Annotated in this window: 13 protein-coding genes and 1 riboswitch; of the genes, 3 read left to right on the top strand and 10 right to left on the bottom strand. The window is 66.1% G+C overall.

Translation table 11 applies throughout. The annotated features are described in order from the left end of the window. Positions 1-3: 3 nt before the first annotated feature. The 3 genes from ACZ46K_RS17640 (at position 4) to ACZ46K_RS17630 (ending at position 2,746) form a co-directional block, all read left to right on the top strand. Entirely contained in the window at positions 4-840 is an 837-nt protein-coding gene (locus ACZ46K_RS17640) for a methylamine utilization protein (RefSeq protein ID WP_464743901.1), read from the top strand. Positions 841-978: 138 nt separating this feature from the next. Beyond that, positions 979-1,058, top strand: a riboswitch (ZMP/ZTP riboswitch). Between the two features lie 23 nt (positions 1,059-1,081). Further along, on the top strand, positions 1,082-1,927 hold the full coding sequence (locus ACZ46K_RS17635; protein WP_054806667.1) for a tetrahydrofolate dehydrogenase/cyclohydrolase catalytic domain-containing protein: 846 nt from the start codon (positions 1,082-1,084) through the stop codon (positions 1,925-1,927). A 246-nt stretch (positions 1,928-2,173) separates the two neighbouring features. Then, a complete protein-coding gene (locus ACZ46K_RS17630; protein WP_464743899.1) occupies positions 2,174-2,746 on the top strand; it encodes a hypothetical protein in 573 nt (190 codons plus the stop codon). A 113-nt stretch (positions 2,747-2,859) separates the two neighbouring features. On the opposite strand, the gene nuoN is transcribed toward ACZ46K_RS17630, so the two are convergent. From nuoN to nuoD, 10 genes are all read right to left on the bottom strand, one after another. Beyond that, positions 2,860-4,431 carry an NADH-quinone oxidoreductase subunit NuoN gene (nuoN, locus tag ACZ46K_RS17625; RefSeq protein ID WP_464749376.1) on the bottom strand — a complete coding sequence of 524 codons (1,572 nt, stop codon included), beginning with the start codon at positions 4,429-4,431 and terminating at the stop codon, positions 2,860-2,862. A gap of 74 nt (positions 4,432-4,505) precedes the next feature. Further along, positions 4,506-6,206, bottom strand: coding sequence for an NADH-quinone oxidoreductase subunit M (locus ACZ46K_RS17620; RefSeq protein WP_054806665.1), 1,701 nt, complete (start codon positions 6,204-6,206; stop codon positions 4,506-4,508). Positions 6,207-6,221: 15 nt separating this feature from the next. Then, on the bottom strand, positions 6,222-8,114 hold the full coding sequence (nuoL, locus tag ACZ46K_RS17615; protein ID WP_464743897.1) for an NADH-quinone oxidoreductase subunit L: 1,893 nt from the start codon (positions 8,112-8,114) through the stop codon (positions 6,222-6,224). 52 nt (positions 8,115-8,166) lie between these two features. Further along, positions 8,167-8,466 carry an NADH-quinone oxidoreductase subunit NuoK gene (gene nuoK, locus ACZ46K_RS17610; protein ID WP_054719375.1) on the bottom strand — a complete coding sequence of 100 codons (300 nt, stop codon included), beginning with the start codon at positions 8,464-8,466 and terminating at the stop codon, positions 8,167-8,169. Next, positions 8,463-9,254: an NADH-quinone oxidoreductase subunit J gene (locus ACZ46K_RS17605; protein ID WP_464743895.1), complete on the bottom strand. Its 792-nt coding sequence runs from the start codon at positions 9,252-9,254 to the stop codon at positions 8,463-8,465. Before ACZ46K_RS17605 ends, nuoK begins: the two co-directional genes overlap by 4 nt. Continuing rightward, positions 9,251-9,805: an NADH-quinone oxidoreductase subunit NuoI gene (nuoI, locus tag ACZ46K_RS17600; RefSeq protein WP_054806664.1), complete on the bottom strand. Its 555-nt coding sequence runs from the start codon at positions 9,803-9,805 to the stop codon at positions 9,251-9,253. Before nuoI ends, ACZ46K_RS17605 begins: the two co-directional genes overlap by 4 nt. Further along, positions 9,798-11,123: an NADH-quinone oxidoreductase subunit NuoH gene (gene nuoH, locus ACZ46K_RS17595; protein ID WP_464743894.1), complete on the bottom strand. Its 1,326-nt coding sequence runs from the start codon at positions 11,121-11,123 to the stop codon at positions 9,798-9,800. The genes nuoI and nuoH overlap by 8 nt, the downstream gene beginning before the upstream one ends. Beyond that, positions 11,120-13,573, bottom strand: a complete 2,454-nt coding sequence (locus tag ACZ46K_RS17590) for an NADH-quinone oxidoreductase subunit G (protein ID WP_464743893.1) — start codon at positions 13,571-13,573, stop codon at positions 11,120-11,122. Before ACZ46K_RS17590 ends, nuoH begins: the two co-directional genes overlap by 4 nt. Positions 13,574-13,575: 2 nt before the next feature. Beyond that, positions 13,576-15,699, bottom strand: a complete 2,124-nt coding sequence (gene nuoF / locus ACZ46K_RS17585) for an NADH-quinone oxidoreductase subunit NuoF (protein ID WP_464743892.1) — start codon at positions 15,697-15,699, stop codon at positions 13,576-13,578. After that, positions 15,696-16,997, bottom strand: a complete 1,302-nt coding sequence (gene nuoD / locus ACZ46K_RS17580; protein WP_054810599.1) for an NADH dehydrogenase (quinone) subunit D — start codon at positions 16,995-16,997, stop codon at positions 15,696-15,698. Before nuoD ends, nuoF begins: the two co-directional genes overlap by 4 nt. Between the last annotated feature and the right edge of the window lie 13 nt (positions 16,998-17,010).

Genomic DNA, 17,010 nt, shown 5'->3' with positions numbered 1-17,010 from the left:
CCGATGACGACTGTCCTCACTCATGAACCGATCGACACCGATCTACCCGATATCCGTCCGACTCTCGCCGGTTCCGTGTCGGCGCAGACCCGCATCGGCCTCGCGGCAGGTGCCGCAGTGGCCGGGGCGGGGTCCGCCGCCCTGGCCTCCCCGACGACGGCAACGGCCCTGACGGTCGCTGTCGTCGGAGCCGGGCTCGTCACGTCCCTCGCTGCCAATTGGTCCACCTGCGGCATGTCCGTGGCGGGTGTCGTCGCCGCTCCGAAGCAGCCGGGCCGGAAAGGATCGTCCACGCCGGTGCGGCGCCTGGCCTGGCATGCGCTCGGCTCTGTCGGTACGGGTGCCGTGACCGGCGCGCTGCTCGGCGCGATCGGCTCGGTGACCGCCGCAGCTCTGTCGCCCTTGTGGCTGCTCGCCGGATGGGCAGTGTTCGCTCTCGCCTACGGACTGCACGAGATCGGTGTCCTGACGATGCCGGCACCGATGCGGCGGCAGCAGCTACCCCGGCACCTTCGCCGGACGATGGCTCCATGGAAGGTGTCGCTACTGTTCGGCGCGATCATCGGCCCCGGTTTCCTGATTTTCATCCGCTCCAGCGCGTATTACCTACTGGTGCTCGGGGTGCTCGCTGTCGGGTCGCCGACCCTCGGTGCCGCCATGTTCACCGTCGTGTCGTTCGGCCGGTGCATGCCGAGCGTCGCGGCCATCGCACACACCCGCCGCGGTGGATCGATGCCCGGCTTCCTGTCGGTGATGTGCGTCGTCGATCGCCCGGTGCAGGCCGTGACCGGCGCTGCCCTGGTGGGCCTCGCCGTATTCGCGGGCGTTGCGCTGATCTGATCGAGACCGATCGACGCGGACGTCGAAACTCGTGTGCCCCGGGCTTCATGAGCCCGGGGCACACCTGTCTGTCGGCGGCACCATCGGTCGACGTTGCATCACGAGGCATTCGCCGGAGTTGCGCCTGCTCGCCTATGCTGTTGCTGCACGACTGGCGAAGGTGGGCAACCACCGGGGAGTGCACGCGGGAGCCGACATCGACCGCCTGGGTGTCCCTCGATCTCGATCGAGAGGACTGAACGTGAGCGCACACATCATCGACGGCCGGGCGGTTGCGGCGAAACTCCTGCACAATATCGGCCGCAAGACGGCGCAATTCACCGAGGTGCACGGTCGCCGCCCCTGCCTCGCGGCTGTGCTGGTCGGTGACGATCCCGCCTCGCAGACCTACGTCCGAATGAAGCGCAACAGGTGCGCCGAGGTCGGGATGGAGTCCCGCTACATCGAGCTCCCGTCGGAGACCACCACAGCCGAACTCGTCGCGGAGATCAACGCATTGTCTGCGGACCCGACCGTGGACGGCATTCTGTTGCAGCACCCGGTACCCGGACACATCGACGAGCGTGCTGCGTTCGAAGCGATCGCACCGTGGAAGGACGTCGACGGCGTCACCATGCACAGCTTCGCCGCAATGGCTTTCGGCGAAAACGGGTTCCACTCTTGCACGCCCGGTGGGATCCTCCGGCTCCTGGACGCCTACAACGTCCCGCTCGCCGGCAAGAACGTCGTGGTTGTCGGGCGGAGCCCGATCCTGGGAAAACCGGTAGGGATGCTGCTGCTGGCCAGGGACGCAACGGTCACCTACTGCCATTCCCGCAGTCGCAACCTAGCCGGTCACGTCCGTAACGCCGACATCGTCGTCGCTGCAGTCGGGAGGCCCGCACTCATCCGCGGAGAGTGGATCAAGCAGGGCGCAGTGGTCATGGACGCCGGCTACAACCCCGGTAACGTCGGCGACGTCGACTATTCCGGCGCCGCCGAGCGGGCCCGTCTGATCACACCTGTGCCCGGCGGGGTAGGGCCGATGACCATCGCAGTCCTGCTCGAGCAGACACTGTCCGCGGCCGAGGCGACGGTCTCGCGTTGACTGCAACATTCGGGGTCGGGCCGCCTCCGAATCCCTGCGCGGGAATGTCGGAGAGATTGCCCTGCCTGGTCTGTCGGTGGGTGCCGTTAACCTGACTGCGGTATCGAACACAGATTCGGACATCGCCGACATGGAACGGACCACGACATGGCGCATCCCGTCATCCCGCCCACGCATCGAAGCTGTTCAAACGCGGTTCGGTCGCATTCCGGCCGACCCCGGGCCGACAACGCCCGAATCAACACGGTGTGCCGCTCACAGGATCGGGCAGCCAGTCTCGTCATCCCGTTCGGGCGCGACGGCGAGGGCAACACCGTGGCGTGGACAGTGACTGCCGGACGCAACCTCCTCGTGCACCAACGCGACACGGAGAACTTCCCCAACTTGCCGCTCACCCTCATGGCAACGGGCGTCCTGTCCAGACGCACCCACGAGTTGTTCGTCGCCGATCCGCATCATCGCCACCACTGGCTCTCCGGGTATCGCGACGCGGGAGATGGGGTCTCATCCTGGGCAGCTACCCCGGATGAGATCGGTCGTATGCTCGCCGAGTTGGACTCAACAGGCGCCGGGCCACGACGGCTACTGCTCCTCGCAGGACTCTCCACGACGATCGCGAAGTTGGATCTCCCCGCCCGTGAGCGTCTGACCAGCCTGGTGACCACGGCACGAACCCGCAACCTCACCGTCGTCGCGACCAGCAGCGATCATGGTGCGCGGTGGTTCCCGGACGGACTGATCGCTGCATTCGACGATGTCCTCGTACGCGAGAACGGCTGCTCCACCGTGTATCGGAATCCGCTCGGTCGCGAAAAATGACGCCTGCATCGTGACCGGGTGCGCGACACATGCCCACAAGGCCCGGTGTCGAGCGGCCGACGCAGGCCCGGCGAGGAGTCCTCGAACCGGTCTGTCGCACGGCGCGACCCCCCTCAGGACAAGAAGTGGGCCGCCTGCCCGGCCAGATCGAGCAACGGTTGCGGCACGATACCGAGCAGTAGCGTGATCACGGCGGTCACCGCAATGGTGGCCGTCGTGAGCGCGCTCGGCATCACTATCGCGGGCGCATCGGATGGTGGGTCGCGGAAGAACATGAGCACGATCACCCGCACGTAGAAGTAGGCGGCAATCGCGCTCGCGACCACGCCGACGATCACCAGCGGCACCGCACCGCCCGAGATCGCAGCGCTGAACACGCTCAGCTTTGCGATGAAACCGCCGGTGAGTGGGATCCCCGCCATCGACAACAGGAACAGTGCGAACACGCCGCCGAGCACCGGTGAACGACGTCCCACTCCCTCCCAGCGCGACAGGTCCCAGGCTTCGCCGTCGGGGTCGCGGATCAGGGTGACCACCGCGAACACGCCGACGGTTCCGATCCCGTAGACGACCAGATAGAACAACGTCGACGAGATGCCCTGCTCATTGGCGGCAACGACACCGGTGAGCACGAAACCGGTGTGGCTGATCGCCGAATACGCCAGCATCCGTTTGACGTCCGTCTGTGTCACCGCGAGAACGGCCCCGACCAGCATGGTGGCGATGGCCACGGCCCACAGGATCGGGCGCCACTCGTCACTCAGGCCCGGCACTGCGACGTAGAGCACTCGGAGCAGTGCTCCGAACGCAGCGATCTTCGTCGCCGCGGCCATGAACGCGGTCACCGCGGTGGGTGCGCCTTGATAGACATCGGGTGTCCACGAATGGAACGGCACCGCACCGATTTTGAACAGCAGGCCCACCGACAGGAGACCCACCCCGATGAGAGCCGTGGTGTCGCTGCCCGTGCCCGACTCGACGGTGTCGGCGATACCCGCGAGTGTGATGGTTCCCGAGTACCCGTACAACAACGCAACACCGTAGAGAAAAAATGCCGAAGAGAATGCGCCGAGCAGAAAATACTTGAGCGCTGCTTCCTGCGACAACAATCGACGTCGCCGCGACAGCCCACACAGCAGATACAGCGGCAGGGAGAGCACTTCGAGTGCGATGAACATCGTCAACAGGTCATCAGAGGCGGGGAAGAGCATCATGCCCCCGACTGCGAACAACGCCAGCGGGAACACTTCGGTGCGTGTGATTCCCGCATCGGTGGCTTCACGTTCGGCGGCGCTGCCGGGTACCGCCGCGGCCTGCGGAGCGAACGCGTCGGTTCTGGTCCGGGTCGATCCGGTGACGGCCGCAGCATCCGAAACGACTGCGGCGGCCGAAGCGACTGCGGCATCCACCGTCGTGCGCGCACCCTCGACACCGCGTTCGGCAATGAGCGCGACCGCGAGGATCGATACGACCAATATCGCGCCCTGCAGGTACAGGGCCGGGCCGTCGATCACGACCGCGCCGGCGGCAGTGGTGGTCTCGGTTCCCGCAAGCAGGACGACCGCAACGAGCGCCGCGAGCAAGCCCGCGAAGGCCAACACGAGGTGGCTCGCATAGCGTCCGCGGGCGGGTGCGAACGCCTCGACTATCACACCTACCACCGCGACCCCGAACACGATGAGCATCGGGCTGAGCACGCCGTAGTCGATGTCGGGTGCGGGAAGCGCCTGCGCGAGAACGACACTACTGTCCAGATTCTTCACCTGTGAGCACCTCCTCCGGAGCCGACGGCGGTGTCACCGTCGGCAACCGGGGTCTCGGGTCGGACGAGCGGTACGGGATCCTGCTCACCGACGGTCACGAGGGTGTGGTCCACCGCGGGAGTGATCACGTCCAGCACCGGCTTCGGATAGACCCCGAGGACGACCAGCAGAGCGATCAACGGTGCGACCACGAGGATTTCGCGGGGTACGAGATCGGTGATCGAGGTTCCGTGCGCCTCGCCCGAATCCTCGTCCGGAGGAGTGTCCGGTACCGGTCCGGGGTCTGGGCGCACCGGTCCGCCCATCATGCGCTGGTAGAGCCACAGCACGTAGAGCGCGGACAGGACAAGCGCGATGGTCGCGATGATCGCTGCGACCTGATACCGCGGATAGGTACCGACGAAGACGAGGAATTCGCTGACGAACGGCGCGAGGCCCGGCAGCGACAGCGTGGCGAGCCCCGCGATGAGGAACGTGCCTGCGAGGATCGGGGCGATCTTCTGGACTCCGCCGTACGCGGAGATCGCGCGGGATCCCCTCCGCGACACCAGGAACCCGGCGATCAGGAACAGCGCGGCGGTGGAAATTCCGTGATTGACCATGTACAGCGTCGACCCCGCCTGGCCCTGACTGGTCATCGCGAAGATCCCCAGAATGATGAACCCGAAGTGCGAGATGGAGGTGTACGCGATCAGTCGCATCACGTCGGTCTGCCCGATCGCGAGCATCGCGCCGTAGACGATGCCGATCACCGACAGCGTCACGACAAGCGGTGCGAAGTAGACCGAGGCATCGGGGAACAGTTGCAGGCAGTACCGCAGCATCCCGAATGTGCCGACCTTGTCGACCACCGCCATCATCAGCACCGCGGACACGGGAGTGGTCTGCACCGCCGCGTCGGGAAGCCAGCTGTGCAGCGGCCACAGCGGGGCCTTGACGGCGAACGCGAACATGAAACCGAGGAAGAGCGCGTTCAGGACGGCGGGGGTCGCGCCGAGCTCACCCGACGATGCGGCTTCGACGATGCGTCGGAAGTCGAACGTGCCGACGGTGCCCGACTCCCCCAGCCCGGCCTGCGCGGCGACCACATACAGCCCTATGACCGCGGCGAGCATGATCAGACCGCCGAACAGGTTGTAGATCAGAAACTTCACCGCGGCGCGGGAACGTTGGGCTCGTTCGCTGCCGCGACCACCGAACCCGCCGATGAGGAAGTACATCGGGATGAGCATCGCCTCGAAGAAGACGTAGAACAGCAGGATGTCGAGCGAGACGAAGGAGATGAGCACCATCGCCTCGACGAGCAGGATCAACGCTGTGTAGGTGTGGGCAGCGCGGGGCCGGGACGCGGGGGCGGCCTCAACGACGGCATGGCGGTCGTCGTGCCATCCCGCGACGAGGAGCAGCGGTACCAGCACCGCGGTCAGCAGCACGAGTACCAGCGCGATGCCGTCGACACCGAGCGTGTAGCCGGCGCCGAACGCGGGGATCCACGAGTGCGATTCGACGAACTGGAATTGCTCGCCACCGGGTTCGAACATCACCGCGAGCACCACCGCGACCGCGAGGGTCAGCACCCCGGCGACGACGGCGACACCCTTGGCGACGGTCCGCATCCGCGCAGGCAATGCCAGAACGACGACGGCACCGACGACCGGGAGCACCCACAGGATCGTCAACCACGGAAATTCGTTCATGCTCGGCTCACCCCCTCACAACCGCGCCAGCATCAGCGCTGCAACCACGACGGCCGCACCGGTGAACATGTACAGGGCATACGACCGGACGAAGCCGGTCTGAAGTCGCCGCAACCGACTCGACAGTGCCCCGACGGCAGCCGAGATTCCGGAGACTGTGCCGCCCACTCCGGTGTTCTCGACTGCGACAAGGGTGCGCACCATCCCTTGACCGGGTCGCATGAGCACGGCTTCGTCGAACGCGTCGCCGTAGAGATCGTTGCGCGCGGCGACGGTCAGCGCCGACACGTCGTCGGGCGCCGTGTCGGGAATCTCCCGTGTCGCGTACTCGCGGTAGGCGAACCCGACACCGACCAGGACCACCGCGAGGGTCATGAGGGTGATCAGCCACACCGGGAGACCACCCTCGTGATGGACGGATCCGACGACCGGTTCGAGCCAATGCTGCAGCGACCCCCCGAGAACGAGCAGGCCACCGGCGACGACGGAGCCCACCGCGAGCAGGATCATCGGCCACACCATGATGCCCGGGGATTCGTGGGGATCGGCGTCGTCCTTCCAGCGGCGTTCCCCGAAGAACGTCATGATCATCACGCGGCTCATGTAGAAAGCGGTCAGGCCGGCGCCGAGCAGTGTGGCGACACCGAGCACCACACCCTTGGCACCGGGCTCGGCGAACGCCACTTCGATGATCTTGTCCTTGGAGAAGAATCCGGCGAACGGCGGGATACCGATGATCGCGAGGTATCCGAGTCCGAACGTGATGAAGGTGAGGGGCATGAGTGTGCGCAGACCGCCGTAGCGTCGCATGTCGGTTTCGTCGTTCATCCCGTGCATCACCGACCCGGCTCCGAGGAAGAGCCCGGCCTTGAAGAATCCGTGGGTGAGCAGGTGCAGGATCGCGAAGGCGTAGCCCGCCGGACCGAGACCGGCCGCGAGCACCATGTATCCGATCTGGCTCATCGTCGACGCGGCGAGTGCTTTCTTGATGTCGTCCTTCGCGCAGCCGATGATCGCACCGAACAGGAGGGTCGCGGTGCCCACGATGACGACGGCGAGCTGCGCCACGGGCGCCGAGTCGAAGATCGCGTGGGCCCGGGTGATGAGGTAGACCCCCGCGGTGACCATCGTCGCGGCGTGGATGAGCGCCGACACCGGTGTGGGGCCTTCCATCGCGTCGCCGAGCCACGACTGCAGCGGCAGCTGCGCGGATTTCGCGCATGCGGCGAGCAGCAACGCCAAGCCCAGTGCGGTGATCGTGCCTTCGCTCGCGGCGGGAACTGCAGCGAACACCTCGTCGTACGACAGCGTGCCGAAAGTGGTGAACATGACCATGAGGGCGACGAGCAGACCGATGTCGCCCACTCGGTTGACGACGAACGCCTTCTTCGCGGCGGTCGCCGCGGTCGGTTTGTGCTGCCAGAACCCGATCAGCAGGTACGACGCCAATCCGACACCCTCCCAACCGAGATAGAGGCCGAGGAAGTTGTCCGCGAGCACGAGCATCAGCATCGCGGCGAGGAAGAGGTTCAGATAGGCGAAGAAGCGGCGACGGGCGGCGTCGTGCGCCATGTAGCCGATCGAGTAGAGGTGGATCAGCGACCCGACACCCGTGATCAGCAGGACGAAGCACATCGACAGCTGATCGAGTTGCAGCCCGAAGTCGACCTGCAGGCTCTCGACGGGTACCCACACGAACAGGGTCTCCTGCACCGTTCTTTCGGTGGTGGCGGCGCCGAGCATATCGGCGAAGGCGACGAGTCCGAGCACGAACGACGCGATCGCTGTGGCGCATCCGAGCAGATGCCCCCACTGGTCACTGCGGCGACCGGCCAGCAGCAGTACGACTGCGCCGACGAGCGGCAGAGCCGGAATCAGCCAGATGATCGTGGCGATCGACGAGCTCATGACGCACGTCCTCTCGTCGCTTCATGTGCAGTCACACTCACCGTCCTGACGGTCAGTACTTGAGGAGATTGGCATTGTCGACGGAAGCCGAACGGCGGCTCCGGAAGATCGTGACGATGATCGCGAGTCCCACCACCACTTCTGCGGCGGCGACGACCATCGTGAAGAACGCGAACACCTGGCCGTGCAGGTTGCCGTGCATCCGGGCGAACGTGACGAAGGCCAGGTTGGCGGCGTTGAGCATCAACTCGATGCTCATGAACACCACGATCGCGTTGCGGCGCAGCAATACTCCGGATGCACCGATCGTGAACAGCAGCGCCGACAGATACAGGTAGTTCTCCGGGTTCACCCCCGACCCCCCTTCTCCGTGCCCGTGTCTGCCGGGCCGGGGACTCCCAGATCCGAAGGCTCCCAGTTGCGGCCGATCCGTTGTAGTAGTGGGCCGACGGACTCGCCGGAGAAGGAACCGTCGGGCAACAGTGCCGGAACGTCGGCCGCGTTGTGCCGTGCATACACACCGGGCGAGGGCAACGGGGTCGCCCGCCCGCCCTCCCGGAACCTACGTTCGGCAAGTTCCCGTTGCGTTGCCCGAGGTCGGACACGTTCGCGGTGCGCAAGCACCATCGCGCCGACCGTTGCGGTGATCAGGAGCGCACCGGTGAGTTCGAAGGCCCACACGTAGTCGAGGAAGAGCAGTTCGGCGAGCGCTTCGACGTTGCCCACCGCATTCGCGTCGTCGAGACCGACGAACGCGGTGGTCGCGGCGTTACCGAGTCCGCCGATGAGCAGGATCCCGAATCCGAGCCCCACCACGATGGCGAGCACGCGCTGCGCGCGGAGAGTTTCCACGAGTGAGTCGGACGAGTCGATGCCGACCAACATGAGCACGAACAGGAAGAGCATCATGACGGCGCCGGTGTAGACGACCACCTGGACGACTCCGAGGAACAGTGCGCCCTGCGCGATGTAGAAGATGGCGAGCACGATCATGGTCATGGCGAGGAAGATCGCAGAGTAGACCGCTTTCGCTGCGCCGACGACACCGAGCGCCCCGATCACCGCGACTGCACCGAGAATCCAGAACTGCACCGCCTCACCGGTCGACGTCGCGTCGGCCGCGAGCAGAGCGGCGGTCACGACGCCTGCTCCTCGTCACCGTCGACTCCGCTTCGGGGACCGTCGGGCGGCGGCACGGTACCGCGGTAGTAGTCGTCGTCGGTAGCTCCCGGTGCCATCGGATGCGGTGGGGCCTGCATTCCGGGTTCGAGCGGCGCGAGCAGCCGGTCCTTCGTATAGATGAGGTCGGTGCGGTTGTCGTCGACCATCTCGTAGTCGTTGGTCATGGTCAGCGCACGGGTGGGACAGGCTTCGATGCACAGGCCGCACCCGATGCAGCGAAGATAGTTGATCTGGTAGTCCACGCCGTACCTTTCGCCCGGCGAATAGCGTTCGGTCTCGGTGTTGTCGGCGCCCTCGACGAAAATCGCGTCGGCGGGGCACGCCCACGCACACAACTCGCAGCCGATGCATTTTTCGAGTCCGTCGGCATAGCGGTTGAGTTGGTGCCGGCCGTGATAGCGCGGCGCGGTGGGTGTTTTCACTTCGGGGTAGAACTCGGTGTTCGGCTTCTTGAACATCGTGGACAGCGTCACGCCGAAACCAGCCAGCGGACCCAGCAGTTCAGACATCGATTTTTCGGGCATCGCTCGCCTCCTTGGATGTGGCTTGCGCGGATGGGACCGGTATCGGCGGAACCGGGAATCCTCCGGCCATCGGATCGAAGTCGGTCGCGGCCGATGGAGGCGGCGCGAGTCGATCTCGATCACGACGGCGGGAGCGGATCATCAGGTAGGCGAACACCGCTGCGGTGAGGACCACGCCCGCGACGACGAGGGTCGCCGATTGCGGAAGTACATCATCGCCGGCGAGTTGCCTCACGACGGCAACAACCATCACCCAGACCACGGCGATCGGGATGAGCAGTTTCCATCCCAACGCCATGAACTGGTCGTATCGGAGGCGGGGAAGCGTGCTGCGCAGCCACACGAAGACGAACAGCACACCCCACACCTTGAGGACGAACCACAGCACCGGCCACCATCCGGAATTCGCCCAGCTGCCCATGTTGAACGGCCACGGTGCGTGCCAGCCGCCCAGGAACATCGTGGTCGACAGTGCAGAGACGGTGATCATGTTCACGTACTCGGCGAGCATGAACATCGCGAAGCGCAGCGACGAGTACTCGGTGTGGAATCCGCCGACGAGTTCGCCTTCGGCTTCGGGCAGATCGAAGGGTGCACGATTGGTTTCACCGACCATCGACACCGAGTAGATCAGGAACGACGGGACGAGCAGAACCACGTACCACAGTCCGTCCTGAGCAGCGACGATGCCCGAGGTCGACATCGTGCCGGACAACAGGAACACTGCCGCGAAGGTCAGACCCATCGCGATCTCGTAGGAGATCACCTGCGCCGTCGAACGTAGGCCACCGAGGAGCGGGTAGGTGGACCCGGACGCCCAGCCGGCGAGGACGATGCCGTAGACCCCCACCGAGGTGACCGCGAGGATGTAGAGCACGGCCACGGGAAGATCGGTCAGCTGCAGTGGGGTGGATTCCCCGAACACCGACACCACGGGTCCGAACGGGATCACGGCGAAGGCCATGAAGGCGGGTGCGGTCGCGATCACGGGTGCAAGGAGGTAGATCGGCTTGTCGACTCCGGTGGGTGTGATGCCTTCCTTGAGACCGAGTTTGATGCCGTCGGCGACGGTTTGGAGCAAGCCTTTCGGACCGACCCGATCGGGTCCGACGCGCATCTGCATCCATGCCATGACCTTGCGTTCCGCGAGGATCAGCACAAGTGTGGTGAGAACGAGGAACGCGAAGATCACGATGGCCTTCGCGATCACGAGCCACCACGGATCGGTGCCGAACATCGACAGGTCGACGTCGCGCGCGCTGACGGCGGTGGGTGCTCCGACGGTGGGTGCTCCAAAGGTCATTGCCGTGCCTCCTCACCGACGGTCGTGGCGGAGCGGATCCGTACGAGGGCTCCCGCGTCGACGGCGAGGTGTTCGTGTACTTCCGACCCCGCCGAGTCGAGGGGAATCCACACGACGCGATCCGGGAGTGCGTCGATCACCAAGGGGAGGGTGATCTCGCCGCGCCCGGTCGATACCGTCAGCGGGTCGCCCTCACACATACCGATCTCGTGAGCGGTCACGGCGGACAGGCGCGCGACGGGTGCCCGTGCGGTCCCGGCGAGGTGCGGTTCTCCGTCCTGCATGCGTCCGGCATCGAGCAGCATGCGCCAGGTCGACAGAACAGCCTCACCCAGAACAGGTTTCGGAGTCTCGCCCGGCGGCGCCGCAGGATGCTCGAGGATGGTACTGCGCCGTTGCCCCAGCGCGACGAGTTCGGCTCGGGCCGCGGCGATATCGGGGAGACCGAGCCGGAGGCCCATGGTCTCCGCGAGCGCGTCGAGAATGCGAAGATCCGACAACGCCCCGGTGTCCGGTAACGCGGTGGGGAACGGCCGCTCGCGCCCCTCCCAATCGATGAATGTCCCCGATTTCTCGACCACGGGTGCGACCGGGAATACGACGTCGGCCCGGTCGCTGATCTCACTGCGGCGGATCTCGAGGCTCACCACGAACCCTGCGGCATCGATCGCGGCGCGAGCGGCGTGCGGATCGGGAAGGTCGGTGACGTCGACCCCGGCGACCACCAGCGCGGAGAGGTCCCCGGAGGCCGCAGCGGCGAGGATTCCCGTGGTGTCGCGACCGGGCGCCGCCGGCATCGGTCGCGCATCGGTCTCGGTGCCGCCCCACACGGATTCGAGCTCGCGTCGCGCCTCGGGATCAGCGACCGCCCGCCCCCCGGGGAGCAGCGTCGGGAATACACCCGCTTCGAGCGCCCCTCGGTCTCCTGCACGTCGCGGCACCCACGCGAGGCGCGCACCGGTCTCGTCGGCGAGACGCACGGCCGCGGTCAGGGCGCCCGGTGCTGTGGCGAGCCGCTCCCCCACCATGATGATCGTGCCGTCGCGTCGCAGTTGCGTACCGAGTTCAGGATGTGCGCCGGTGCGCAGGTCGTCGAGCACCCCGGTTTCGCCGCCGGGGACACAGTCGAGAAGGGTTCCTGACATCTTCTGCAGTCCTCGGCTCGCATGCGATGCCACAGAGAGCACCGTGGTGCCTCGTGTGCGGACGGCCTTACGCAGCCGCAGGAAGATCAGGGGCGATTCCTCTTCCGGTTCGAAGCCGGCGAGGAGCACGACCGGGGCCTTCTCCAGATCGGAATAGGTGACGGACATCCGATTACCGGCGATGCGGGCGCCGAGGAAACGGGTCTCCTCCGCGCTGTGCGCACGGACTCGGAAATCGATGTCGTTGGTGCCGAGAGCAGTTCGTGCGAACTTCGCGTAGGCGTAGGACTCTTCCCAGGTGAGTCGCCCGCCGGTAAGCACACCGGCGTTGCCTCGAGCGGCAGAAAGCCCCCTGGCCGCGACGGTGAGCGCCGCCGGCCACGACGCCGGGACCAGTGTTCCCGCGGAGTCGCGGATCATCGGTCCGGTGAGACGGTCGGGTTCTGTGGCATAGGTGAACGCCCATCTGCCCTTGTCGCAATTCCATTCCTCGTTGACCTCGGGGTCGTCGCCCGCGAGGCGGCGCAGCACGGACCCGCGGCGGTGGTCGGTGCGTTGCGCGCAACCCCCAGCGCAGTGTTCGCATACGCCAGGGGTCGAGACGAGATCGAACGGCCGGGCCCGGAATCGGTACGAACTGCCGGTGAGCGCTCCGACGGGGCACACCTGCACGGTGTTACCGGAGAAATACGACTCGAACGGTTCCTCGGTGTAGATGCCGACCTGCTGCAGAGCGCCACGGTCGAGCATATCGATGAAGCGGTCGCCGGCGATCTGGTCGGAGAAGCGAGTACAGCGGGCGCAGAGCACGCATCGTTCCCGGTCGAGGAGAACCTGCGACGAGATGGCGATCGGTTTCGGGTAGGTGCGTTTCACGTCGTCGAAGCGGGTCTGGGGTCGGCCGTTGGACATCGCCTGGTTCTGCAGCGGACATTCACCTCCCTTGTCGCACACAGGGCAATCGAGGGGGTGGTTGATCAGCAGAAGCTCCATCACGCCCTGCTGCGCCTTGTCGGCGACGGGCGACGTGGCCTGGGTACGCACGACCATCCCGTCGGTGACGACCGTGGTGCACGAGGCGAGCGGCTTGCGTTGCCCTTCGACGTCGACGAGGCACTGGCGGCATGCCCCGACCGGATCGAGGAGCGGGTGGTCGCAGAATCGGGGGATCTGGACGCCGATCAGTTCGGCAGCCCTGATCACCAGTGTTCCCTTGGGGACGGACAGTTCGGTGCCGTCGATGGTGACGGAGACGAGTTCGACGGGGGTCGTGTCGCCGGAACCGGTCTGCGCTGCGGCGGTCATGATTACTGTCCTCCGGTCTCGCGCACATCGGACAGGGCTGCCAGGCTCGGGTCGAACGGGCACCCCCCGTGTTCGAAATGCGCGACGTATTCGTCGCGGAAGTAGGCGAGCGACGACGTGATCGGGCTCGTGGCGCCGTCCCCGAGTGCACAGAAAGCTCGGCCGAGGATGTTGTCGGCAATGTCGAGGAGCTTCTCGAGGTCCGCCTCGGTTCCGCGTCCGTGCTCGAGTCGGTGCAGGATCTGTTCGAGCCAGAACGTGCCCTCGCGGCACGGGGTGCATTTGCCGCACGACTCGTGCGCGTAGAACTCCGTCCACCGCAGCACGGTGCGGACGACGCACGTGGTGTCGTCGAAGATCTGCAGTGCGCGGGTGCCGAGCATCGACCCGGCGGCCCCGACGTGCTCGTAATCGAGCGGAACATCGAGGTGTTCGTCGGTGAAGATCGGGGTGGAAGAGCCCCCGGGAGTCCAGAATTTGAGGCGGTGCCCCGGACGCACACCGCCCGCGAGGTCGAGCAGTTCGCGCAGGGTGATGCCGAGCGGGGCCTCGTACTGGCCGGGGTTGTTCACGTGACCCGACAGCGAGAACATGGCGAAGCCCGGGGACTTCTCGGTGCCCATCGAGCGATACCACTCGACGCCGTTGCGGATGATGGGCGGCACGTTCGCGATGGATTCGACGTTGTTCACCACGGTCGGGCACGCATACAGGCCGGCGACGGCGGGGAACGGCGGCCTCAGACGTGGCTGTCCGCGGCGGCCTTCGAGGGAATCGAGTAGGGCCGTCTCCTCCCCGCAGATATACGCACCGGCTCCCGCATGCACGACGAGTTCGAGGTCGAATCCGGATCCGAGGATGTCGTGGCCGAGATATCCCGCGTCGTAGGCTTCTGCGACGGCGGCCTGGAGTCGGCGCAGCACCGGCACTGCCTCACCGCGCAGGTAGATGAAGGCGTGCTGTGCGCGGATCGCGTACGCCGAGATGACGACCCCTTCGACGAGCGCGTGAGGGGTCGCGAGCATCAGGGGCATGTCCTTGCAGGTGCCCGGTTCCGATTCGTCGGCATTGACGACGAGGTAGTGCGGCTTTCCGTCGCCCTGGGGAATGAACGACCATTTGGTGCCGGTGGAGAATCCGGCCCCGCCTCGTCCACGCAGGCCGGATTGTTTGACGTCGTCGATGATCTCGTCGGGGTCCTTGCCTAGCGCGATCTGCAGTGCGTCGTATCCGCGGTGGCGGAGGTACGTCTCGAGAGTCCAGGACCGATCGTCGTCCCAGTATTCGGTGAGCACCGGTGTCAAGGTGGAGTCGAGCGGCTCGTCGTGCACCACGGGTTCGTCCGACACGGGAGGTGCCTGCATGTGCTTGTCGCGAGCGATGCGCAGACCGACGAGCGACGCCGGACCGGCGCTGCCCCCGGCCTCGAGCGCTCCGGGCCGGTTGTCCGGGAATCCCGCCAGAAGGCGGGCGGTGTCGCGGAAGGTGCGCAGCGGCGCGCCGCGCGTGGGTTCCGGTGGTGACCCGGCCCGCAGATCGTCGACGAGGGCCGCCGCGGAGTCGACGGTGCGGTTGTCGAACAGTTCCCAGTTGACCGTCATCACCGGCGCGTAGTCACACGCGGCATTGCACTCGATGTGTTCGATCGTGACTGCGCCGTCGGGTGTGGTGCCGCCGTTGTCCACTCCGAGTCGGTCGCAGAGCGTGGCGTAGATGTCGTCGCCGCCCATGGTCGCGCACAGCGCGTTGGTGCACACGCCGACGTGGTAGGTCCCCGTCGGGGAGCGGCGGTACATGGTATAGAACGTGGAGACGGCGGCGACCTCCGCGCCGGTCAACCCTAGGTGGCCGGCGCAGAATTCGATTCCGGCCGGGGTGATGTAGCTGTCCTCGGCCTGGACGAGATGCAGCAGCGGCAACAGCGCCGACCTGCTCTGCGGATACCGGGCGATGATCTGGGCGGCATCGGCGTCGAGGCGGGCGCGGACATCGTCGGGGTAGCTTCGGCGATCGCCGGGCCGCACGAGCCGGGTGTCTTCCTCCGGCCGCGGTCCGAGCGGAACGAACACCGGCTCGGCCGGCGCCGAACCGGGTACCACCGGCACGATGTGTTCAGTGCTGCTCATCTGTCCACTCCTCCCATCACCGGGTCGATGCTGGCGACCGCGGCGATCACGTCGGAGATCATGCCGCCCTCGCACATCGCAGCGACTGCCTGCAGATTCGTGAACGACGGGTCGCGGTAGTGCACGCGATAGGGGCGGGTACCTCCGTCGCTGACCATGTGCACTCCGAGTTCGCCACGGGGCGACTCGACCGCGACGTACACCTGGCCGGCGGGCACCCGGATGCCTTCGGTGACGAGTTTGAAATGATGGATGAGATCTTCCATCGAGGTGCCCATGATGGTGCGGATGTGCTCGAGCGAGTTACCGAGACCGTCGGAGCCGAGCGCCAGTTGCGCCGGCCACGCGATCTTCCGGTCCTGCACCATCACCGGGCCGGGTTGCAGGCGGTCGAGGCATTGTTCGACGATTTTCAGCGACTCCCACATCTCGTTCACCCGGATCAGGTAGCGGCCGTAGCAGTCGTTTCCGGTGTGGGTGACGACGTCGAATTCGTAGTTCTCGTATCCGCAGTACGGTTGTGCCCGGCGCAGATCGTGCGGCAGCCCGGTGGCGCGCAGAATCGGGCCGGTGACGCCGAGCGCCATGCACCCGGTGAGGTCGAGGTATCCGATCCCCTCGGTCCGCGCCTTCCAGATCGGGTTGTCGTTGAGCAGCAGCTCCATGTCGCGCAGGCGGCTGGGCATGAGCTTCAGCAGGTCGCGGATCTTGGGCACGGCTTCGGGTGGGAGATCCTGCACGAGGCCGCCTGGCCTGATGTAGGCGTGGTTCATGCGTAGACCCGTGATGATCTCGAACACCTCGAGCACGAGTTCGCGTTCGCGGAACCCGAAGAGCATCGGTGTGGTGGCACCGAGTTCCATGCCGCCGGTTGCGAGAGCCACCAGGTGAGACGAGATGCGGTTGAGTTCCATGAGCATCACGCGGATGATCGACGCGCGTTCGGGGATCAGGTCGGTGATGCCGAGGAGCTTCTCGACGCCCAGGCAGTACGCGGTCTCGTTGAAGAACGGCGCCAGGTAGTCCATTCGGGTCACGAACGTGACGCCCTGCGTCCAGTTGCGGTATTCGAGATTCTTCTCGATCCCGGTGTGCAGGTAGCCGATTCCGCACCGGGCTTCGGTCACCATCTCGCCGTCGATCTCGAGTATCAGGCGCAGCACGCCGTGGGTGGAGGGGTGCTGCGGGCCCATGTTGACCACGATGTGGTCTTCGCCGGCGGCCCGTGTTGCAGCGCTGATCTCGTCCCAGTCCTGGCCCACCGCGTCGTAGACGGTCGGGCCTGTATCCGACTCCATCGCAGCGTCGTTC

Source organism: Rhodococcus sp. JCM 9793, assembly GCF_055380405.1.
This window is presented reverse-complemented; position numbering and strand designations above follow the sequence as displayed.

Excerpts from the sequence above, each read along its gene's own strand:
- ACZ46K_RS17620 (WP_054806665.1), bottom strand. The coding sequence starts at position 6,206 with ATGAACGAATTTCCGTGGTTGACGATCCTGTGGGTGCTCCCGGTCGTC.
- nuoD (WP_054810599.1), bottom strand. The coding sequence starts at position 16,997 with ATGGAGTCGGATACAGGCCCGACCGTCTACGACGCGGTGGGCCAGGAC.
- nuoH (WP_464743894.1), bottom strand. The coding sequence starts at position 11,123 with ATGACCTTTGGAGCACCCACCGTCGGAGCACCCACCGCCGTCAGCGCG.
- ACZ46K_RS17590 (WP_464743893.1), bottom strand. The coding sequence starts at position 13,573 with ATGACCGCCGCAGCGCAGACCGGTTCCGGCGACACGACCCCCGTCGAA.
- nuoI (WP_054806664.1), bottom strand. The coding sequence starts at position 9,805 with ATGTCTGAACTGCTGGGTCCGCTGGCTGGTTTCGGCGTGACGCTGTCC.
- nuoL (WP_464743897.1), bottom strand. The coding sequence starts at position 8,114 with ATGAGCTCGTCGATCGCCACGATCATCTGGCTGATTCCGGCTCTGCCG.
- nuoF (WP_464743892.1), bottom strand. The coding sequence starts at position 15,699 with ATGAGCAGCACTGAACACATCGTGCCGGTGGTACCCGGTTCGGCGCCG.
- nuoN (WP_464749376.1), bottom strand. The coding sequence starts at position 4,431 with ATGCTCATCGTGTTCGGGGTCGCGGTGGTAGGTGTGATAGTCGAGGCG.
- ACZ46K_RS17640 (WP_464743901.1), top strand. The coding sequence starts at position 4 with ATGACGACTGTCCTCACTCATGAACCGATCGACACCGATCTACCCGAT.